We start from the raw sequence: 22,582 nt of genomic DNA on the forward strand, positions 1-22,582 counted from the left end.
TTATTAGTGATGCTGATTAAACCGAATCCCCAGAAAAACATCATACAAGAACTCAAAAAAGTCCTTCTTCTGTAATAAACCTGAAGTTTGCGGACTACCCTTTTCATCCAATAACGGCTTCATCAAATAATAAGCCGGCTGGTAATTATACCAAGGAATCGAAGGCCACAAATGATGAACTAAATGGTAATTCTGCCCCAAAATCAGGATATTGAGAACTTTACCAGGATAGACGCGGGCATTTTTCCAGCGACTGCGCTCCACAAAAGGACGATGGGGTAAATAATCAAAAAATAACCCCAAGGCAATTCCTACCAAGAACGCCGGAATAAACCAAAAATTGAGAATATAGCCCAAAAAATGATATTGGACAGAAATATAAACAATAGTAATGACAATTAAACGGCTAATAAACCATTCCAGTAACTCATATTTCCGCCACAATTGCCGTTGAAAGAAAAATACCTCATGGTATAAAAATCTGACTGCAATCAACCACAAGGGACCACCTGTAGAGACATAATGATCTGGGTCATCTTTAGGGTGATTCACATTACCATGATGCTGCAAATGTACCCGTGTAAAAACTGGAAAAGCAAAAGCTAAAATTAAGGCACTACAATGCCCTAACATGGCATTAATCACACGGTTGCGATGGGCTGACTGGTGACAAGCATCATGAATTATTGTCCCAGAACAATGCAAGGCCAGAGTATTAATGCTAAAGCATAGCCAATGTGGCCATTCCCAAACCCAATAACCAAAGTTAGATAACACCAACATTGTCACTACTACAAAAAACATGAGTAGTGTGGGATTAAAATCACCAGGAGGTGCTAAAAGTTCTTTGGGTGGGATTGTCAGTGGCTTTTGTGCCTCCGACGTAAGCATCATTAACTCCTTTGTTATCAAATATTACGAATATACAACAAATCTTAGTCATAGTGTCATTATTTAGAACTCATAGATAATGTTTTTTGTCAATGTGTATAATGTTAGCCCTTTCAAAGTTTGGTTAAGAGAGGTGAAAATCACAAAAATTAGATCAACAATATTAAAAAAAAATACCCCCCATTTCTGGAGGGTATTCTTCAGCTATCTGAATCTTTCAGAATTAACCGTTGATTGCAGGTGCGGTTAGAGCAACAGGAGCAACATCACCAGCAGCCAAGTCTAGGGGGAAGTTGTGAGCGTTACGCTCGTGCATTACTTCCATACCCAAGTTAGCGCGGTTGATTACGTCAGCCCATGTACCAATCACACGACCTTGAGAATCAATGATTGATTGGTTGAAGTTGAATCCGTTCAAGTTGAAAGCCATTGTGCTGACACCTAAAGCGGTGAACCAGATTCCCACTACTGGCCATGCAGCCAAGAAGAAGTGAAGTGAACGGCTGTTGTTGAAGGAAGCGTATTGGAAAATCAAGCGACCGAAGTAACCGTGTGCTGCAACGATGTTGTAGGTTTCTTCTTCTTGACCGAACTTGTAACCGTAGTTTTGTGATTCGGTTTCGGTTGTTTCACGAACCAAGGAAGATGTAACCAAAGAACCGTGCATTGCAGAGAACAAGGAACCACCGAATACACCAGCTACTCCCAACATATGGAAGGGGTGCATTAAGATGTTGTGTTCAGCTTGGAACACGATCATGAAGTTGAAGGTTCCAGAGATACCCAAAGGCATACCATCGGAGAATGAACCTTGACCGATTGGGTAGATCAAGAATACTGCGGTTGCTGCTGCTACAGGAGCGGAGAATGCAACACAGATCCAAGGACGCATACCTAAGCGGTAAGAAAGTTCCCATTCACGACCGAGGTAGCAAGCTACGCCGATTAAGAAGTGGAATACTACCAATTGGTAAGGACCACCGTTATACAACCACTCATCTAAGGAAGCTGCTTCCCAGATTGGGTAGAAGTGTAAACCGATTGCGTTAGAGGAAGGAACAACTGCACCAGAGATGATGTTGTTTCCGTACATTAAGGAACCTGCAACTGGCTCACGGATACCGTCGATGTCAACGGGAGGCGCAGCGATGAAGGCGATGATGAAGCAGGTGGTAGCAGCTAACAGGGTGGGGATCATCAAGACTCCAAACCAACCGATGTAGATGCGGTTTTCGGTGCTGGTGATCCATTCGCAGAATCTATCCCAGACGTTAGCGGTTGAACGCTGTTGTAAGGTTGTGGTCATTTTATGAGTGCTTTTATTTTCGTATAATGTTGATAGGTTGTTTTGCCTATCTGTATTCAACATTAAAGGCTAAGTTGAGTTTTGTAAAGATAATTAAAATTAGTATTAGTTATGACAGTTATATGTTTTTCTAATGTAGTGAGATTTACAAAAATAATTTGGGTGAGCAAGACTTGAATTAAGCGTAGCGGAAGTATGCCCAAAGCCAGTTGCTACAATAAGGGGAATCCGAGCAACGCACTGGCTTCCCCACGAGATTTCTAGATGATTCAAATGTGAATATTAACCAGGAGGCCAGGACATAAGTCGGCGGCCTAGGATGTGTATATGTAAGTGATGCACTGTTTGACCGCCATCAACACCAGTATTCATAACTACGCGATAACCGTTTTCTAATCCAGCTTGTGCTGCGACTTTCTGGACTGTTAATAGTAGATGTCCTAATAAAGCCTGATCTTCTGGTTCGGCGGTTGCGAGGCTAACTATGGGTTTTTTGGGAATGATAAGGATGTGAACTGGGGCCTGGGGGTTAACATCTGTAAAGGCCAAGGCTAAATCGTCTTCATAAACAATATTCGCGGGAATTTCTTTACGAATGATTTTGCTGAAAATTGTTTCTGTCATATTGTTGATGCAGTTTTACCTAATCATCTGCTAGAGATTTTAGGCGATAGTTGGAGCAAATGTAGCGATAGAGTCAGTGCTGATTTGTCAGTTCGCTTTTTTGGACGGAAAAAGGTCAGTGCAGGCTTGTAGTAAAAAAACGAAGCCTCGCCTCAGGTGATAGAAATTAGGGCTGTAGCCCTAACTAAGAGCCAATTTCCAAATTTGTTACCTCACTCAAATGAGATATGCTCTAAAAAACAAACCTTTCCACACATCTTACAAACATCTCCACACCCATAACTAAAGCTGTTTCATCAAAATCAAACCGGGGATGATGATGAGGATAATTTAATTTTTTCTCGGCATTTGCAGAACCTAAAAAGAAATAACAACCAGGAACTTCTTGCAGGAAAAATGACATATCTTCACCACCCATTGTTTGGCATTCGGGAACAATACCAAAGGGAGTTTCTATAACTTCTGCGGCTACAGAACGAACTAATTCTGCTATTTCTGGATGATTAATTACAGGTGGATAAAGATTGATATAATTAAACTCATAACTGGCACCATGACTTTGGCAAATTCCCGAAATAATTTGCTCAATTCTTTGTTTAAAAAAGCCGGCTAAATTAGGATGAAAATATCTAACAGTACCACCGATTCTAGCAGTGTCAGCAATCACATTTACTGCTGTGCCGGCGTGGAATTCACCAACAGTTACTACTGCTGAGTCAATGGGGTTAACGTTACGAGATACAATTATTTGTAGTGCATTAACAATTTGGGCAGCTACTACAATAGAATCAACGGTTTGATGTGGTATTGCACCATGTCCACCTTTCCCGAAAATAGTACAGCGAAATAATTCTACAGCTGCCATTAAAGCACCGGCACGGACTCCCACTGTTCCCAAGGGCAAATTATTCCATAGATGTAAACCAATAATGGCATCAACATCAGGATTTTTGAGTACCCCTGCTTCTATCATGGGTTTTGCACCACCTGGTCCTTCTTCTGCGGGTTGGAAGATGATTTTTACGGTTCCTGGGAAGTCTTGACGATGTTGGTGGAGGTAGTATGCTGTTCCTAGAGCGATCGCAGTATGCCCATCATGTCCACAAGCGTGCATCACACCATCATGCTGGGAACAATAGGGAACCTCATTCAATTCTTGAACTGGTAAAGCATCCATATCAGCACGAATTGCTAAAACTTTCCCATTCCCAGATTTTTCACCTTTGATAATAGCAACTATGCCAGTTTCAGCGATCTCTGTTTGATGTTCAATTCCCCATGCTTGCAGCTTTTGGGAAATAAATTCAGCGGTGATTTTTTCTTGAAAACCTAATTCTGGCTTTTGGTGAATGCTACGTCTCCATTCTACTAACTGCGGTTGTAAAGAGCGAATTTTCAACCGTACCTGAGAGAGATTTACGGAAGAGGAATGAGGAAAAGTAGAAAGCATAATTGGTAATTGGTAATTGGTAATTGGTAATTGGTAATTGGTAATTGGTAATTGGTAATTAGTGATTGGGAAATATATTTCTAGGACTTACGCATTGACAAAGTTTTTAAAATATATATGTATGGTGTTTTATCTCTTGTAGGGTGTGTCAGACACGATAATTTGCCCACAATTAAACAAGTTTTGGCATCTGACGCACCTTACTAATATGTCGGAAATAACTAATTTTGGTTGATTCAGATGATGTCTAATTTGTATAGTGCGTAAGTGCTAATTTCTACAACCGCAAAGTTTCCCAATCTAAATTAGATGCAATTTGAGCGAGTTTATCTAAATCAGTGGGATTTTCTAAATAGGGTAAACAACCCAAAACAGGTATATGTGTAAATGAGCGAATTAAATCTGGTGGTGTTAAGTCAGCAATTTCTGCTTCAGTTCTAGATTGTGTACAATTAAGGACAATACCTTGTAAATTAATCTTTTTCTCTCTAGCTAATGCTACATTAGCCACGGCTTGTGCGATCGCTCCCAATCTTACAGGTACAACCAACAGCGTCGGTAATCGCCATTCACCCGCTAAATCAGCTACTGTCAATTCATCAGTAATCGGTGAACCTAAACCACCTAAAGCTTCAATCAACACCAAATCCCGTCCCTTTTGTAAATCTAGTAAAGCCTTCCAAACTATTGCTAAATCTACAAACCGATTTTCCTTAGCCGCAGCGATTGGTGGTGCTAAAGGTGCTTGAAAATACAAAGGAGTAATTTCTTCTGGAGACTGTTCTAGTGTAAAAAGACTTTGGTATAGTTCTCTGTCTCCCACACCCGATTGAATTGGTTTCATAATCCCTAAGCTACGGTGGGGGTAATATTTCTGGAAATAAGCAGCTAGGGCTGTTGTCACAACAGTTTTACCTGCCTCAGTATCAGTTCCTGTGATTAGTAGTGTATTTAACAATTTTTTTGCGAATAATTATTGTTTATCTCTCAAGAAGAAAATATGACGGGGAAAGGAGTATAAAACCCCGGCTAAATCTCCCACTCAGTCGCAGAGATTTCAGGTAGAATCTGAATCTCACAAAAGAAAAGAAACGCTTTCCGCGTTAGAGTATTTCTTTATTCAATGCTGGGACTATCCATAATTTAACTTAAAATCATGGGGTTGGTGTTGTTTCAGGTAGTTGATTATTTTCTCCTGTAGCGGCAGTTGGTGTCGGTGTAGGCGTTTCCGTTGGTGTCGGTGTAGGCGTTTCCGTTGGTGCAGGTGTAGGCGTTTCCGTTGGTGCAGGTGTAGGCGTTTCCGTTGGTGCAGGTGTGGGCGTTTCCGTTGGTGTCGGTGTGGGCGTTTCCGTTGGTGTAAGTTTAATTGGATTTTCTAAAGCAACAATCAGAGTATAGTCACTAAAAGTAATTCCCTCAGCCAAACTTAATTGAATAGTATATTTACCAGCATTCTGTAATACTTGTTGATCTGAATTGTCAATGGGTTGACCATTGGGTGCTAATACAGAGAGTAAAATACTACTTCTTGGGTCAACTGATAGACTTAATATTTGCCCAGCTTCACCCGCAAAACTATACTTAATAATTTGATTTTCTTGGAGAGAACCCTGTTCTCTTGCTGGGTTCGATGAGTCTAAATTGAGAGAGTTATTAAATACAGCAGGTTGAGTATTGGTAGGTATAGGTGTAGGTGTAGGTGCAAAAATTGTACCACCAGTAATCACCGGGGAAGGGAAATCCTGTGGCGTTTGGATTGCTTCTGGTGGAGTCTTAGACGGATTGCGGATAGAGTTTACCACTGCCCAAGAACCGAATCCCGCTAAAATAACTACAGCACTACCGATAGCCCCAATTGCCAATGGACTATCTAGGATAGAACTAGTTTGGTTTGGTGAAATTACAGGTGCAGGTTTGTTAGATGGTCGTGGTATCGGGTCAGGACGACGACCAACAGCGACAGTCTGCATACGCGATATATTGGGCTGAGGGATATGGGGTTGATTTAGAGACGACAATGCTGATTGTACTTGGGCAGCACTTTGATAGCGATCGCCAGGAATATAACTCAACATTCGCTGCAAAACCTCAGCAAATTGCGGTTTCACTTGTACCCACTGTTGCCAATTCCAAGTTAGTTGCGTTTCGTCAAATAAATCTGCCGGTTCTTTCCCAGTCAGCAAAACTATTGCCGTGACTGCCAGTGCATATAGGTCACTATTGGGATAAGCTCGTCCTGATTGCATTTGCTCACTCGGAGAATAGCCTAATTTACCCACAGTAGTCTCAGAAGTCTTATTTGGCGAGTGTAGTCGTGTTGCTAGTTCTTTCACTACCCCAAAATCAATCAATACAGGCTTGGTATCACTATCCCGTAAAATCAAATTATCAGGAGAAATATCTCGGTGAACAATTCCTAAGCCGTGAAGATGCGCTAATACTGGTAGCAAAGAGTTTAGTAAAGATAAGACTTCAGCCTCGGTGAAAGTTTGACCGACAGCTTGACGTTCAGCTAAAAGCATCTGGTATGTCTTACCAGCAACGTAATCCTGTACCAAAAAAAAGCGTTGGTCTTGTTCAAATTTTTCCCTAAACTTCGGTATTTGAGGATGCTCAATTTGATACAGGGTTGCTGCTTCTCGTTCAAACAGTTCCTGTGCTTTCTTTCCACCATGAACTCCCGTAGCCGTCAGCATCAATTCCTTAATCGCGCATAGTTCGTTAAAACGTCTCTGGTCTTCTGCAAGATAGGTTCTACCAAATCCCCCTTGTCCAAGGATGTGAATAATCCGATAACGATTTTGCAGGATAGTACCAACTGTAATGGGTGTTTGCATGATAGATATATGAATACATTGAATTTAAAAGCAACTGAGCTATGGCAATCCTAATTTGATTCGTGATACCGTTTCTTTATGAAAATACACCTCATTCGTCCACTCAGCAGGGCTTTGTCTGTGTAGCCCCAGAATTGTATTCTGAGGGAGAATATAGCGCAACCTCACATAAAATTGGGATGAGATATTTTTTCTGGCGTTGCATAATTGCGGGATGATTTGAGAAACTGCGTCAATATATAATCACCGCGTCTCCCTGTCTCCGCGTCCCCGCTTCAGCCTCAATCATCCCCTTATTCAGCAACGGCTTTTTTCTCAGGAGTCTAGAATTCTCTGATCATAATCAACATTCAGAAACTTCCTCAGTCAGGATGTGCTAGACACAGGGGACGCTCTAATTTAGATTACTGTGCTTCAAGAAGTATCAGCAACCTTAGCCAGAGCTTCTGCTCTTATCCTGACACAGGACACATCTGTAATAGCTTGGGAATCAAGGCTGTTATCTCAACTCTGGATCATCAATTAATTATTAACAGCGCTTTTCCCTGCTCTTCTACCCTAACAACAATTAGGATATTGTTTGATTTGGAAGTCTCTGAAATCTCTTTGTGTCACCACCTCAACCTTAATGATAAGTCTATCTCTAGAGACTAGCAAAGCTCACAACCGGAATTGATATTAGTAGTTGAGTGATTAACAACCGGAATATCTCAACACAAATTCTCAAACTTTCTCAATTTGGCGCTAGTATCATAAGGTAATGGATTGCAACGTCAATTCTTACTCAAAGGTATTCTAATACCTGAGAGCCAACTTAAATATCTCTTTATAATCTGTAAATAATTTTTTTCCCAGTTATAAAAGAAGCAGGTAGAATAAGTAATCTACCATACCGAATTTTCAAATATTGGGTGGCCTACTCCCCCCGAAAAACTTGAAACTATGAAGCTATTGGCAAGAATAGAGATCAGTAAAATCCTCAGTGGTGCTTTTTCCAAAAGAACTAGAAAATTAGTGAATGCAATTCTATGGAGAAATATTTCAAATTTGTATGAGAGCTTCAACAGAACCACCATCTGTTGCCAGGTAGATCAGGTCTTGAACTAATGAGAAAATATGGACACCACAGACTTTTAAGCCTGTTGTCCGTTGCCTGTTCCCTGCTATACATATGTTTTGTTTAGTCTATGTCGATTAAATCTGCTAAATTTCTGATGATAATATTGCCATGAATGCACATCGAGGATCTGCTGTGCTTACTTCCGCAACTTTAAAAATGGAACCAGCCGCAACAGGAATGACTGAAAATCATCGTCTGCGTCTGTTTTCTGGTTCTGCCAATTTACAACTATCTCAAGAAGTTTCTCGTTACCTGGGAATGGAATTGGGGCCAATGATTCGCAAAAGATTTGCGGACGGTGAACTTTATGTTCAAATCCAAGAATCGATTCGCGGTTGTGATGTCTATTTAATCCAGCCAAGTTGTCAACCGGTTAACGACCACTTGATGGAATTACTGATTATGATTGATGCCTGTCGTCGGGCTTCTGCACGGCAGATTACAGCAGTACTTCCATACTATGGTTATGCTCGTGCCGACCGTAAAACCGCTGGACGAGAATCAATTACTGCCAAGTTAGTTGCTAACTTAATTACTGAAGCAGGTGCTAACCGGATTTTAGCAATGGATTTGCACGCAGCACAAATTCAAGGTTATTTCGATATTCCCTTTGATCATGTTTATGGTTCCCCTGTTTTACTAGATTATTTGACGAGTAAAGCACTACACGACATTGTCGTTGTTTCCCCTGATGTTGGTGGTGTCGCGCGGGCAAGAGCATTTGCCAAAAAGCTGAATGATGCACCATTGGCAATTATTGACAAACGTCGTCAGGCTCACAATGTAGCTGAAGTTTTGAACGTCATTGGTGATGTCAAAGGTAAAACAGCTGTTTTGGTAGATGACATGATTGATACAGGTGGCACAATTGCTGAAGGCGCTAGATTGCTGCGGGCTGAAGGTGCAAGTCAGGTGTATGCCTGTGCTACCCATGCAGTATTTTCACCACCGGCAATTGAGCGGTTATCAGGTGGATTGTTTGAAGAAGTCATCGTCACTAATACAATTCCCATTCCAGAAAAAAATCGGTTTCCACAACTTGTAGTGCTTTCAGTTGCTAATTTGCTTGGAGAAGCCATCTGGCGAATTCATGAAGATAGCTCTCTGAGTAGTTTATTTCGCTAACGTACAAAAAACATCCTCTTTAAGGAGTATTAAGATAGTAAATATGAAGGATGAAATTTGCTAATTTTTATCCTTCATTTTTTATAATTAATTTTGCTGATGCTTTTGGGAATTAACGCCACTTTTCACTCCAAGCACCTGTAACATTAAAACCACCATTTACAGGAGTTAATTTCAAAGAACCATAACCAAAAGTATTGCAAATTAGACCAAAACCAGCAGCACAAATATCACTTGCACCGTAACCATTTAAACCACGAGTTCCGAGATGGGAATAAGTTGTTCCTCCCCAATTACCATTACCAAACCAGGTTGTGTTTTTTAGTCCGACACGAAGAACGCAACGTAAACCTTCACCTCGACGATTTCCATTCAAGTCAGAAACTTTGTATTCATCTAAATATCGACCACAAGTTGTTGGTTTTGGCAAAGGTTTGTAATGGGTAGATTGAACTAATTGCCATTCTTCATTCCATGCACCGGTGACACGAATTGTCGATGAATTTATGACGTTAATGTTGAGATTTCCGGGAAAATTATTATTGATATCTTCGCCATTACCATGAATATCTGAGGCAAAACCAACAAGATTAGAACCTCTGTAAATTGCTTGTCCGAGATGACGATATTTTGCACCACCCCAATTACCTTCGCCATACCATGCTAATCGGGGAATTCTATTACTTGGTTTACCTTCACTAAATTTAACGCAGCGAATACCAAAACCTTGACGGTTATTTAATGGTTTGACAATATAGGTACGAAGATGAGGTTCACAGGTAAAGCTGGATTTTTGAACTACGTGCAAATTTTGTAATGTTGGTACTTGTGCTAAGGTGCTAGTTGTAGCAGTTAGGGCAGTTATAGTCCCAATTGTTAAAGATTTTATTGTTTGGCGAAACATAGTTATCTTTGGTTGTAGTAAAGTTTGTTTGTGAAAGCTTTATTAATGCCTTCACTGTTTATTAGGTAGAGTAATTATTTTTTATGCACTCTCGAAAAAACATCATTGAAATTTTTTCAACCTTTGTGCAATTTAGTAGCGATCGCTTTGACCATTGGGCGGTAGAATCGAAACTGCGGCGCAGTATGCAAAGTTGTCTCAACCGCACACCCCAAGAAACATCGGAATCGTTCTGGGAATTATATTGGTATAAGTTTTGGCAGGTGACAGAAACTCAGCGTTTAGCGAAACAACATCTCACCGCTTACTTACAGGAATCTTGTTATTGGGTATCGCAAAAAACAGTTACAAGTTTTGCTAGTACGCAGTATCAACTTTCAGACTGCTTTCAAATTGCAATTTCCCAAGTAGAGAAAATTTTCCAAGGTTTTAACCCAAATCAAAGCTTTAGTCTCAAAAATTACGCAACTACGATTTTTAGTAATTCTATTCGAGAGACTTTGCGTCAACGTCATGAAGTTGATATCTGCACAGATTGGGGATTATTGCGGAAAATCACGAAAAAGCGGTTGCTGGAATCGTTAGAAACTGCGGGTTTATCTCCCGCTGAGGTGAATGCTTATACAATGGCTTGGGAATGCTTCAAAACCTGCTATGTTCCTTCTCCCACAGGTACGTCTCGTCAACTTCCTCCCCCAGATTTAGCAACTTGGAATGCGATCGCTAAAAGTTATAATTCTCAAAGCAGTCAACAAGTAAATCCCCAAACTCTGGAAAAATGGCTGCTAAATACTGCTAAAGCTGTCCGCAAATATCTTTATCCCACACACAATTCTCTCAACACACCCAAAGGTGGGGATGATTCTTTAGAGTGGTTAGATAATCTTCCAGGCTTACAACAAGAGTCTTTAGTTAACGACATTATCGCCCAAGAAGAAGCAGCAACCAGAAATACCCAGCAAAGCGAAATCAATCAAGTCTTAATAACCACAATATCCGAAATAGAACCACAATTACAGCAAATATTGCAATTATATTACCGTCAGCAACTAACCCAAGACAAAATTGCCAAACATTTAGAAATGCAGCAATATACCGTTTCTCGAAGACTGAAAAAAGCACAAGAATGTTTATTAAAATCTTTAGCTAACTGGAGTCGAGACACCCTGCATATTTCCATCACTTCAGACCTACTCAAAAATATGAGTATATTAATGGAAGAATGGCTACAAAATTATTACAGCAGAATTCAGGAGTCAGGAGGAGGCAGTGCGGTGGACGGGTTCCCCCGCATAAAGCAACTGCCGTTCAGGAGTCAGAATTAAAAGTCTTTTGGTGTTTTCCTTTTGATTTCAAATTCCCAGTTAATTTAAGATTACATATCTTCTTCCTTCTTCCTTCTTCCTTCTTCCTTCTTCCTTCTTCCTTCTTCCTTCGCGGTTCATTAAATCCATATTCATTTAATCCCCAACCATGCTAACCTTTGCGAACCCGACAGATTTAATCTTAGAAATTCCTAACCGACAGCAAGCGAGTCTTCGCAGTCAATCTTTTTCTAACTCATATTCTCGCTATCAAGCTTACATTAATGAACTTTGTTTAAATGCTATCTTGCAATGGTTGCAAGAAGATTTGACACCACAAGCAAAGATATGGCTAACTACCACAGCATTATCCAGTTTTTGGGAATTTGTAAATGGAACTGCGGTCATAGTAGACTCCAAAAAATTGATTTTGGTTCCTCAAGACACAATTGATTTGAGTGAATTCCGCGTACCTCAAGAATGGGTAGATATACCAAACTGGGTAGGAGATTATTATTTAGCTGTACAAGTAGAACCAGAAGATAGTTATGTGAAAATTTGGGGTTATTGTACCCATGCACATCTGAAAACAAAAGGTAGTTATGATGCAGTTGAACGCACTTATTCCCTAGATGCAAGTGATATAATCCAAGATATCAATGTATTAACATTAACATTGCAGCTTTGTGCAACTGAAACCACACGCACCGCTATTACTCCCCTACCAGATATACCACTAACACAAGCCCAAAATCTGATTACCCGGTTAGCAAATCCAGAAATAATCACCCCCCGGTTAGCAATTCCTTTTTCGCTATGGGGTGCATTAATTGAAAATGGTGGTTGGCGAAAAAGCCTATATCAAAAGCGTTTAGGACTACCAGAACAATGGTCTATTTTAGAATGGTTAGAAACTGGTATATCTGAAATTGCGGAAAATATAGGTTGGGGAAAATTGAATTTAGAAATGGGTGCAGCTACTGCTAGAAGTATAACAGAAACTCAACCACAACAAACCTTATTTAGACAATTAGAAATTGCAGGACAACTATACGAATTACTAGTCATACCCCAAACCGAAGAAACTTGGCGCTTTGAATTGCGTAACCTCACTATTGCTGCAACCATACCCGGTGGTTTTAAACTCCGACTTCTCACCGAAGATTTACAACCTTTCCCCGATAATGAAGCAGTAGCCACAACTGCGGTACAATCAATATTTGTAGATGTAGCCTTAGAACCAGGAGAAGGTATAGTTTGGGAAATTGAACCCTTACCAGAAAACTATGACCGGGAAATTCTCAGGTTTTAATTATATATCTTTTGCACTCTTACTGAAAATTTTAACTGCTTATGATTGGGGTCGCCATTGTCGGGACTGGGTTTGGTCAAAAAGTTCATATTCCCGCATTTCAAGCACATCACAAAACCGAAATAGTCGCTGTTTATCATCGAGATATAAATAAAGCTCAAGCTATTGCTACAGCTAATAATATTCCCCATGCTAGTGATAACTTAACAGAAATTCTCGCTTTATCAGAAGTTCAAGCAGTCAGCATTTCTACACCGCCATTTTTACATTATGAAATGGCTAAACAAGTTTTAGAAGCTGGTAAACATCTCTTACTAGAAAAACCTATTACTTTAAATGCCACTGAAGCCAAAGAATTATATCAGTTAGCAAAAAATAAAGGTGTAATTGCAACTGTAGATTTTGAATTTCGCTTTATCCCCGCATGGCAATTTTTTTCACAACTCTTATCCTCAAATTATGTAGGGAATGTGCGCTTAATTAAAATTGATTGGTTGGGTGCTTCCCGTGCAGATGTTTCCCGTCCTTGGAATTGGTATTCTGCAAAAGATCAAGGTGGTGGTGCATTAGGATCTTTAGGTTCCCATGCTTTTGATTATATTAACTGGCTATTTGGAACAGTTCACAAATTAAACGTGCATTTAAGTACAGCAATTACCGAAAGAATTGACCCAGCAAATGGAGAATTAAAACCAGTAAATACAGATGATAATTGTTTGATATCTTTGGAATTAGCAAATGGTACACCTTGTCAAGTTGCTATTAGTGCAGTGGTTCATGCAGAAAGAACTCATCGAGTAGAAGTGTATGGAGATAAAGGTACAATAATTTTAGGTAATGATAATCAAAAAGATTATATTCATGGTTTTCGGGTTTGGAGTTTTCAACCTGGTCAACCTTTAACAGAAATAGAAATTCCTAAACAATTACTATTTCCCCAACATTATAATGATGGTCGTATTTGTGCATTTCTTCGTGTCGTTGATGAATGGGTAAAAGGAATTGAAACTCAGCAGGAAATTACACCATCTTTGCGAGAAGGAGTTTATTCGCAATTATTAATGGATTTATCTCATCAATCAAATGATTTAAGAAGTTGGGTAAATGTGCCGAGTTTAGAATCATTTTTGGCTTAATTAATAACTATTCAGATCCCCGATTTATCAAATGATTCAGGGATCTATCTATTCACTAGCCACACGAATAGCGGTTAAAATTGCATTCATTATTTTTAGCCATATCTTCCCTTTCAAAACCACTAACCAATATGATATAAGCATTTATCAGTCATATATTTTACCCAGTTGCAGCCATTAAACTAGATTAAGAACATCTCCGAAAGATAGATATTGATATGAATTTCCGGGAATTTACGAAAATGCTTTTCCTCGTGTTGGATATATAAGAACGATAGCATTCAACTCATTGAGTCAAAAGGAGTGAAACATGAAAGTAAACATTCAGAATATTTATAAATGGTTTTTTAGTCCTGTGTCGGTAGGTGTATTGACAGTAATAACTATCGCATCTTCTCCTTCTCTATCCTTTGGTGCTGCCACTACAAATATCTCATCACCAACAACTTCAAGAAAATTAGTTGCTCAAAACGAAGGTAATTACAGAAATAATACTTTTAAATTGAGGTTTAACTATTCTACTAAGGATTTTGTACTTGATCATAAAACAACTAGACCCAGTTCCAACTTGAATTTGTTAGTTATTGATCTTTGGAATAAAAAACACGCTCAGAAAATCAAAGCAGGAGCTTATGAAGGTGGAGCGGAATACCCAGCAAATGCACAAGTTAGGGTGTACTACAATCCTCGACGTTTGTCATTGCAAAACTGGGTTAAACAAAGTCAGGATTTTGCCGCACCCAAAAAATTTAGTAATGTAAAAATAGCAGGACAAAACGCCCTCCAATTTGAATCTAGTGGTTTATATGAAAATAAGCACACCGTTTTAATTAACCCTAAAAACTCTAACATCATTGTTATCAGCTTATCTCAAATTGGATCTGGTAATGATGATGCTATATACCGCAAAGGATATCAACAAGTGCTGCAATCTTTGAGATTTAATTGATAAGAGGGAATAGGGAAAAGTAGCTAGAAAGATAATTACGAATTACGTATTCTTAGCGGGACTGGAGGCATTATTACGAATTATTGCATTCTATCAATAGTTCGATATTGAATTGCTTCTGCGACGTGTTGCGGTTTGAGATCATCATCTCCGGCTAAATCTGCAATAGTTCGTGCTACCTTGAGAATGCGATCGCTTGCTCTAGCCGATAAACCCAATTTTCTAATCGCAGCTTCCAATAAATTCCGACTAGCATCATCTAAATTACACCACTTTTGGAGATGACCACTTTGCATTTGAGCATTGCAACGCAGATTTGTTTCTGCTTGAAAACGAATCATAGCCCGTTCTCGTGCTGTTTTCACTCTTTCTGCTACAGATTTCGATGCTTCTCCCGTTGCAGCTTGGGTGATTTCCTCCGGTTTTAAGCGATTCACAGCCACCTGCAAGTCGATTCTATCCATCAAAGGTCCCGATAATTTCGCCCAATATTGCTCTCGGTGACGCGGGGAACAAGTACACTCTTGAATCGTATCGCCATAGTAACCACAAGGACAAGGATTAGTACTCGCTACCAAAGTAAACTGTGCAGGAAACGTCACCGATTGTCTAGTTCGAGAAATTGTCACAAAACCATCTTCTAAAGGTTGACGCAGAAACTCTAATACATCTCTTTTAAATTCTGTTAACTCATCTAAAAACAATATCCCCCGATGTGATAGAGATATCTCCCCCGGACGGGGAAAAGTGCCACCACCAACCAAAGAAGGTCCCGATGCAGAATGGTGAGGACTACGAAAAGGGCGATCGCGCACCAACGAACCACGATTTTTCAACAACCCAGCCACAGAATGAATCCGAGTCACTTCCAAAGATTCTGAAAACTCTAAAGGTGGTAAGATACTAGGTAAACGTCTTGCTAACATTGTTTTTCCGCTGCCTGGTGGTCCCACAAAAATGAGATTATGTCCGCCAGCAGCCGCAATTTCCAAAGCCCGACGCGCATGAGCTTGTCCTTTGACATCATGTAAGTCTGCGCCAGTATAAACTACATCTAAACCATTTCTAGTTTCATCCAACTTGACAGGTTTGTAACGTCCTGGATTATTTAATAAATCCACCACATCAGCAATATGTCTGCAACCATAAACCGCTAATCCTTCCACCACCGCAGCTTCTTGAGCATTATCCACAGGAACAACTAAACCTGTAATTCCCATTTTCTGTGCAGTTGCAGCAATAGGAAGAACACCCGCAATAGGACGTAAACTCCCATCTAAAGAAACTTCCCCCAAAAATAAAAAATCTCCCAACAAATCAGGATTAACTTGTTCAGAAGCCGCTAAAATTCCCACACTAATAGGTAAATCAAAAGCGGGTCCTTCCTTGCGTAAATCTGCGGGAGTCAGGTTAATTACAATCTTTCGCATCGGAAAAGCAAAACCCGCATTTTTCAAAGTTGCTTTTACCCGTTCTTTAGATTCTTGAATAGCCGAATCTGGTAAACCTAAAATCACAATTCCCGGTAAACCCCCGGAAACATCAACTTCCACACCCACTTTGACAGCGTCGATACCGATAATAGATGCACTCCAGACTCTAGCCAGCATTTTTTATATATGAATAAACCTTGAGAATATCAAAGCAGATTCTTGGGTGGATTAACAATGGGTGAAATCACGCAAGAAGACTGTTAGTAATCAGAAAACAAGGAAAACATCAGGCTAAAATAACAGCAGCTAAAGATGGAGGTGATTGATGGTTCAAGCATTAACAAAACCATTAACCTTTAAAGAATTCCTCATCTAATTAAAACTTACTCACTATGCAAATTGGACATGATATAGATCAACGATAATTACTGATTGTAGGCTTTTAGAACAGCATATTAGTAGGGTGCGTCAGACTCACTAATTTGACACAATTAACATATTTTCCATATCTGACGCACCTGACAAGACACTGAAAGTTATATTTCATATTTGATGTTTTCTGTCAATGCGTAAGTTCTAATGATATCACAACCTATACGGAGTTAGCGGCTAACAGAAATATCTGCTATTTTCTGTCATAAATAGTCTTGCAAGTCATAATTATCAGCGCGTAAGCATTCCCAAGGTGTGATCTGCCACAAACACCACATAAAGGAAATATATGCGCTATCGTCCCTATGCCAAACAAGGCAATTATTCTATTTTCACAGCTGTTAAATTTGTCAGCTTTACGTTTTTTTTTGGAACTTTAATCTGTGGTGGTTTCTATACAGGTTCTTTCATGATCTCTTATGTTACATCCAGCTTAAACACTATTCACCCTACCTCAATTCCTGGTATTAAACAAGACAAATGTCAGTCTACTGGGAAAGTTTGGCGTGATGATAAATGTTGGGATTATCAACATAATCCTACATTTTAATCACTGCATAGAAGTTCTGTTTGATTTTTCCCCATCAAAAAAGTCGTATATCCGACTTATCTAAAAAGTCGGGTATCTGATTACCAAGAAGATAAAAAGTTCCAACCCTCTTGCTGTGAATTATCTTCTTCGGACGCTTGTGATTTTAAATCTTCCTGAATCAATTGATCATATTCACCAGAATCAACCCATTTTAATAATTCCCCACTTCGCATCACTATCCAAGAAAGTCTATGTTCTGTATAGCTTAATATTTTTGTCACCTTATCCAAACTATCAAAGCTATTAGATGCAAACTCACGAGACTGAATTAGAAAATCTTCAATAACATTATCTGTTAAGTATTCATTGGGTAAACCTGCAAGTTTAATTAACGCAGTTGTGGCTGTATTAATATCTTGACACGCTAACAAACCAGCACGGTCAGCAGTTAACTTAGCCATCATCACCCAATTATATAAAGCTAGTTCGACTCCACTCGCAACTAAGCCACCAATACCCAAGGTGGTACTACTCAATAAATTCTTTAAAATGGGCATCACAATTGCCATTTGATGATATATCATGTGCTGGCTTTTAATTCGAGCAACTTCGTATCCTAAAATATAAAGTAATTCATCTGCATTTAGCCATTCCATAGCTTCTAAATTCATACCAATTAATGGTTTTTCTACTCCGACAACATAGGTTTGAATATAACCTGTACCTCGAAATAAATACAATTCAGGCAGGGGAGAAAAATTTAGAATTTGGCAAGTTTCTACTAATGCTGCATATAATTTGGGAAAATTACGGTTTGTGACTTTGATTTCACTACCAAGGCTTTGCAATCTCAGTAACCGATCAATACCATATTCGTTAATTTTTTTGAGTAAGGGGGAAATCCCTGGCATTTTTTGTAAAGAAGCTAAAGCTTGGCGGTCAAAAGGATGTTCATAGGCTTGAGAATTTAGTCCAGTTAAAATTTTTCTGGTCAAGGGATATTTGCCTCATTTGCTTGTATGAGCGAGTACCAAACTCATTAAACTATCTAAAATGCGATCGCGTGACAATGACATCATTTCTTTACCATATAGTATTTCCTGCACCATCACATAGGATACCAATGAACCAAAAAAGATTTGCGCTGTTGCTTCTGGGTCAGTAATCCCCAATTCTGGGTGAGAAGCAAAATACTGACTCAGCAATTTCCTTCCGCGCTGAATCACGGTTTGAGTATATAGTTTTGCCAATTCTGGAAAGCGTTGTGACTCGGTGATAATCAAGCGGAACAGTGCTAAATACTCAGGATTGTCAGCAACTTTTGTGAAATAAGTTTTGGCAATTTCACGTAAAAAAATCTCTGGTTCACTACGTATATCTTCTGCACAAAAAATACCTCGGAAACTATCAATTGTCACCCTTTCCATTAACGCTTTAAATAGTCCTTCTTTATCTTGAAAGTGACTGTATATAGTCTGCTTAGATACCCCAGCTTCAGCACTCACCCTATCCATACTAGTTCCAGCATAACCATCTCTCAAGAATATCTGCATGGCTCCTTGCAAAATTTGCTCCTGTTTTGGAGTGATTTCTCTTAAAAGAGGTAAAGTTTCAGATTGGTGACTAGAAGTTTTGGACATCTGGAATCGTGAATTTTTTGCATATTTATTTGACTATCATACCACACAGTCTAGTATGATGATCAAAGTAGGTATTTAATTCTAAAAATATATATAGGGTGATACCATGTCTCAGACGGCCTCAACATCTCCAGAAAGTATTATAAATGTTCCAGTCCCACCATCTAAACAGCAACGAAAGAAACCGATTCCTTTGTTGTTGGGGTTGCTGGCTGTAGTCGGTGGGATTGGTTATGTAGTGTGGCATAATCAACCGCAAGGAGCAGCAAATGTACTGAAAGTGAGTGGCAGGATTGAAGGTTACGAAACAGAGATTGGGGTGAAGCGTTCGGGAAGAATTGTCTCAATTGCAGTCAGAGAAGGGGCAGCGGTCAAGAAAGGGCAAGAATTAATCAAGTTGGATGATAGTAACGACCAACTGCTACAAGAACAATTGCGGGGCGCTGAGGCTAGGGTTGCGTCTGCCCAATCTGATGAACAGCAAGCAATTTCCGATGTTACTCAAGTGCAAAGTGGGATAGAACAAATTGATAGCCAAATCAGTGAAGCAAAACTTAATTTTCAGCAATCTCAAGGAGATACCCAAGGAAGAGTTCAACAGGCACAATCTAACGTAGCAGCAGCCAAAGCCCAATTATTACAGGCTCAAGCACAGACAAAACAGGCAGAGGCAGAAGTAAAATTAGCGAGAATGAATCGCGATCGCTATGCCAAACTAGTCCAAGAAGGCGCTATTAATCAACAACAATTTGACCAAGCACAAACCACATTTGACACAGCAGTAGCCACCCTAGAAGCCCGAAAAGCAGCGGTAAATGCTGGAGAAGAACAATTAAGTGCTGTTGTCGGGGCATTAACCCAAGCTAAAACCACAAGTTTCAATCCTGATATTCGCAATGCCCAAATAGAGGCTTTAAACAGAAAAAAAGACCAAAGTTTTGCTCAACTGAAATCTGCTCAGTCCAAGGTAAAATCTGCTCACGCTAAAGTCAATGATGCTAAGGCATCAAAACAGCAAATCCTCACCCAAATAGAAGACTCAAAAAAAGATTTAAATGTTATTAGTCCTTTAGATGGGGTAGTAACTGCCCGTAGTGTTGAACCTGGTGCAGTAGTTAGCAGTCAAACCAAGATTTTGACAATAGTTGACCCCAATACAGTGTATTTGCGAGGTTTTATTCCCGAAGGCGATATTGGGAAAGTGCGTTTAGGACAAACAACTAAAATCTTTCTTGATTCTGCACCGGAAAAACCCCTGATGGGCAAAGTGATTGCTGTTGATCCTCAAGCTTCCTTTACACCAGAAAATATCTATTTCCAAAAAGATCGGGTAAGGCAAGTAGTAGGCGTGCGGATTCAGTTAGAAAACCCTCCTGGCTGCTTTAACCCGGAAAATCCCTACTCTGGTTCAGATTTGCCCTGCGCCAAAATTGGAATGCCGGCAGATGCGGAAATTAGGTTACAGAACAATTAAAAATTAAAAATTAAAAATTCACGAAATTATGTTGGAAATAATCACCAATCACCAATTACCAATTACTAATTACCCAACAGAAGCTATTAGAGTTAGTAATTTACATCAACATTATGGACAATTAGTTGCAGTCAAGGGAATTGATTTCACTGTTAATAAAGGTGAAATGTTTGGGTTAATTGGTCCTGACGGTGCAGGTAAAACTACCACTTTTCACATCTTAGGTGGTGTGATGGAGGCAACAGCGGGAGAAGTTTTAGTATTTGGTCAACCTGCAAGAAACGCACGTTTAAAAACGGGATATCTCACACAACAGTTTTCCTTATATTTGGATCTCAGCATTGATGAAAACTTGCGTTATGCGGCGGGATTGCGACAAGTAAGTGATGATTTATTAAGGGAACGTCGCCAGAAGTATCTGACATTGATGAGTTTAGAACGGTTTAGCGATCGCTTGGCTGGTCAACTTTCTGGGGGGATGAAACAAAAGCTGGCGCTGTGTTGTGCCTTGGTTTCCCAACCCGAAGTGCTGTTATTAGATGAACCTACCACAGGAGTTGATCCAGTTTCCCGACGGGAATTTTGGGATGTGTTAGCGGAACTTTCATCTGATGGGATGACAATTGTTGTCGCCACACCCTATCTAGATGAAGCTGAACGCTGCCATCGGGTGGCATTGATGTATGGTGGTCAAATTCACGAAATCGGCACACCAGCAGCCTTACGCGCCGATTTAGGCTTACATCGCTTAGAAGTGAGAACAGAAAATTTGGAGATAGCCGAGAAACTTCTCTTGGAAAATGTGCAGACAAATATAGTCGATGTGCAGACATTTGGCGATCGCTTGGATGTTCTCGTTGAAGATATAACTATGGGTGAAAACCAAGTTAATCAACTGCTACAACAGCATCACCCCAATATTGAACGTGGCGAACCCACCCTAGAAAACGTCTTTGTCACCCGTCTACGACAACAAGGTTCTGCGCCAGCATTTTTACAATTTCCGCGTTCTCGTGGGGGAAATAAGGCTAGAGGAATAGAGGAGCAAGTTAACAGAGAAACAAATTCTTCCCAATTACCAATTACCAATTACCAATCACCATCTTCTTCTCAAATCGCTATTTACGCCAATAATCTCAACCGTGTATTTGGTAATTTCCAAGCAGTCAAAAACGTCAATGTTGAAGTACGTTATGGCGAAATATTCGGGCTTTTAGGTGCAAATGGAGCCGGAAAAACCACCACAATTAAAATGCTGTGTGGATTATTAGCAGCTAGTGGTGGTGAAATTTCTCTAGGTGGAGAAACAGAAAATCTGCGTAGCACTGAATTAAGAAAACGCATTGGTTATATGAGCCAGAAATTCACCCTTTATGACGATTTAACAATTCTACAAAATCTAGAATTTTATAGTGGTGTTTACAGCGTCCCCCGCAAACTCAGACGCGAAAAAATTGATTGGGTAATTGCTACCTGTGGGTTAGAAGGACAAGAACAAATGCTGACTGGACAATTACCAGGAGGTTGGAAACAAAGAGTAGCTTTTGGTGCTTCTGTTATGCACGAACCAGATATTTTATTTTTAGATGAACCGACATCTGGAGTAGATCCTTTAGCCCGTCGTCAGTTTTGGAAACTAATTAATGACTTTGCTCGTAATGGTACAGCAATTTTAGTAACAACCCATTATTTAGAAGAAGCCGAACAATGTAACCGCATGAGTTTTATGGTAGCTGGAGAAATCGCCGCCGAAGGTTCACCAAGTTCTATCAAAGCTTCTCAACCAGGAAAACTTATAGAAATTATTGTGAACCAAAACCAAGCCGCATCCAAAATACTTAAACAACAATTTGATTCTTGGCGAGTTTCTATTTTTGCCAATAGTTTACACATTGTTCTTGATCACCCTGAAGTAGAAATTCCCTACATAACTCAACTTTTAAAATCCGCAAATTTTACAATTGAATCTCTGCGTCCCATTCCTTTCTCCTTAGAAGACGCTTTTATTGGCATAGTTGAACGCACCGTAGGAGGAAACTCAAATAATTCGTAATAGGAACTTTATTTTTCCAAATAATTATAAAACTCATGCAAAATTCCTTTTTAAACCTCT

The 22,582-nt window shown here is 39.7% G+C and carries 18 protein-coding genes; 8 read left to right on the forward strand and 10 right to left on the reverse strand.

Features of this window, described 5'->3' with window-relative positions; genetic code table 11:
• Positions 1 to 3: 3 nt before the first annotated feature.
• The 6 genes from crtR to ANA7108_RS0124535 all read right to left on the reverse strand — a co-directional run bounded on the left by crtR (position 4) and on the right by ANA7108_RS0124535 (position 7,108).
• Entirely contained in the window at positions 4 to 891 is an 888-nt protein-coding gene (crtR, locus tag ANA7108_RS0124510; protein ID WP_016953480.1) for a beta-carotene hydroxylase, read from the reverse strand.
• Between the two features lie 223 nt (positions 892 to 1,114).
• Positions 1,115 to 2,197 carry a photosystem II q(b) protein gene (gene psbA / locus ANA7108_RS0124515; RefSeq protein ID WP_016950481.1) on the reverse strand — a complete coding sequence of 361 codons (1,083 nt, stop codon included), beginning with the start codon at positions 2,195 to 2,197 and terminating at the stop codon, positions 1,115 to 1,117.
• A 282-nt stretch (positions 2,198 to 2,479) separates the two neighbouring features.
• Entirely contained in the window at positions 2,480 to 2,821 is a 342-nt protein-coding gene (locus tag ANA7108_RS0124520) for a histidine triad nucleotide-binding protein (RefSeq protein ID WP_016953482.1), read from the reverse strand.
• Positions 2,822 to 3,053: 232 nt separating this feature from the next.
• Positions 3,054 to 4,271 carry a M20 family metallopeptidase gene (locus ANA7108_RS0124525; RefSeq protein ID WP_026104431.1) on the reverse strand — a complete coding sequence of 406 codons (1,218 nt, stop codon included), beginning with the start codon at positions 4,269 to 4,271 and terminating at the stop codon, positions 3,054 to 3,056.
• A gap of 277 nt (positions 4,272 to 4,548) precedes the next feature.
• Complete coding sequence (bioD, locus tag ANA7108_RS0124530; RefSeq protein ID WP_016953484.1) at positions 4,549 to 5,229, reverse strand: dethiobiotin synthase; 681 nt, start codon at positions 5,227 to 5,229, stop codon at positions 4,549 to 4,551.
• 196 nt (positions 5,230 to 5,425) lie between these two features.
• Complete coding sequence (locus tag ANA7108_RS0124535; RefSeq protein ID WP_016953485.1) at positions 5,426 to 7,108, reverse strand: serine/threonine-protein kinase; 1,683 nt, start codon at positions 7,106 to 7,108, stop codon at positions 5,426 to 5,428.
• Positions 7,109 to 8,336: 1,228 nt separating this feature from the next.
• Here ANA7108_RS0124535 and ANA7108_RS0124540 point away from each other — a divergent pair.
• On the forward strand, positions 8,337 to 9,353 hold the full coding sequence (locus ANA7108_RS0124540; RefSeq protein ID WP_016953486.1) for a ribose-phosphate pyrophosphokinase: 1,017 nt from the start codon (positions 8,337 to 8,339) through the stop codon (positions 9,351 to 9,353).
• 112 nt (positions 9,354 to 9,465) lie between these two features.
• Here the strand turns inward: ANA7108_RS0124540 and ANA7108_RS0124545 are convergent, their stop codons facing one another.
• Entirely contained in the window at positions 9,466 to 10,257 is a 792-nt protein-coding gene (locus tag ANA7108_RS0124545; RefSeq protein WP_016953487.1) for a hypothetical protein, read from the reverse strand.
• Between the two features lie 83 nt (positions 10,258 to 10,340).
• On the opposite strand from ANA7108_RS0124545, the gene ANA7108_RS0124550 reads away from it, so the two are divergent.
• The 4 genes from ANA7108_RS0124550 to ANA7108_RS0124565 all read left to right on the forward strand — a co-directional run bounded on the left by ANA7108_RS0124550 (position 10,341) and on the right by ANA7108_RS0124565 (position 14,958).
• Positions 10,341 to 11,582: a sigma-70 family RNA polymerase sigma factor gene (locus ANA7108_RS0124550; protein ID WP_016953488.1), complete on the forward strand. Its 1,242-nt coding sequence runs from the start codon at positions 10,341 to 10,343 to the stop codon at positions 11,580 to 11,582.
• Positions 11,583 to 11,730: 148 nt separating this feature from the next.
• On the forward strand, positions 11,731 to 12,873 hold the full coding sequence (locus tag ANA7108_RS0124555; RefSeq protein WP_016953489.1) for a DUF1822 family protein: 1,143 nt from the start codon (positions 11,731 to 11,733) through the stop codon (positions 12,871 to 12,873).
• Positions 12,874 to 12,914: 41 nt separating this feature from the next.
• Entirely contained in the window at positions 12,915 to 14,009 is a 1,095-nt protein-coding gene (locus tag ANA7108_RS0124560) for a Gfo/Idh/MocA family protein (protein ID WP_016953490.1), read from the forward strand.
• Positions 14,010 to 14,319: 310 nt separating this feature from the next.
• Positions 14,320 to 14,958 carry a hypothetical protein gene (locus tag ANA7108_RS0124565; protein WP_016953491.1) on the forward strand — a complete coding sequence of 213 codons (639 nt, stop codon included), beginning with the start codon at positions 14,320 to 14,322 and terminating at the stop codon, positions 14,956 to 14,958.
• Between the two features lie 80 nt (positions 14,959 to 15,038).
• Here ANA7108_RS0124565 and ANA7108_RS0124570 read toward each other — a convergent pair whose 3' ends face one another.
• Entirely contained in the window at positions 15,039 to 16,568 is a 1,530-nt protein-coding gene (locus tag ANA7108_RS0124570; RefSeq protein WP_016953492.1) for a YifB family Mg chelatase-like AAA ATPase, read from the reverse strand.
• Between the two features lie 544 nt (positions 16,569 to 17,112).
• Here ANA7108_RS0124570 and ANA7108_RS0124575 point away from each other — a divergent pair.
• The gene (locus ANA7108_RS0124575) at positions 17,113 to 17,373 is read left to right on the forward strand and encodes a hypothetical protein (protein ID WP_016953493.1); all 261 of its coding nucleotides are present in this window, start codon (positions 17,113 to 17,115) and stop codon (positions 17,371 to 17,373) included.
• An 80-nt stretch (positions 17,374 to 17,453) separates the two neighbouring features.
• Here the strand turns inward: ANA7108_RS0124575 and ANA7108_RS0124580 are convergent, their stop codons facing one another.
• A complete protein-coding gene (locus ANA7108_RS0124580; RefSeq protein ID WP_016953494.1) occupies positions 17,454 to 18,350 on the reverse strand; it encodes a M48 family metallopeptidase in 897 nt (298 codons plus the stop codon).
• 12 nt (positions 18,351 to 18,362) lie between these two features.
• Positions 18,363 to 18,995: a TetR/AcrR family transcriptional regulator gene (locus ANA7108_RS0124585; RefSeq protein WP_016953495.1), complete on the reverse strand. Its 633-nt coding sequence runs from the start codon at positions 18,993 to 18,995 to the stop codon at positions 18,363 to 18,365.
• A gap of 106 nt (positions 18,996 to 19,101) precedes the next feature.
• On the opposite strand from ANA7108_RS0124585, the gene ANA7108_RS0124590 reads away from it, so the two are divergent.
• Positions 19,102 to 20,469: an HlyD family secretion protein gene (locus ANA7108_RS0124590; RefSeq protein WP_016953496.1), complete on the forward strand. Its 1,368-nt coding sequence runs from the start codon at positions 19,102 to 19,104 to the stop codon at positions 20,467 to 20,469.
• Positions 20,470 to 20,497: 28 nt separating this feature from the next.
• Positions 20,498 to 22,522, forward strand: coding sequence for an ATP-binding cassette domain-containing protein (locus ANA7108_RS0124595; RefSeq protein WP_016953497.1), 2,025 nt, complete (start codon positions 20,498 to 20,500; stop codon positions 22,520 to 22,522).
• The last annotated feature ends 60 nt before the right edge of the window (positions 22,523 to 22,582 follow it).

The organism is Anabaena sp. PCC 7108 (assembly GCF_000332135.1).
Taxonomy (GTDB): Bacteria; Cyanobacteriota; Cyanobacteriia; order Cyanobacteriales; family Nostocaceae; genus Anabaena.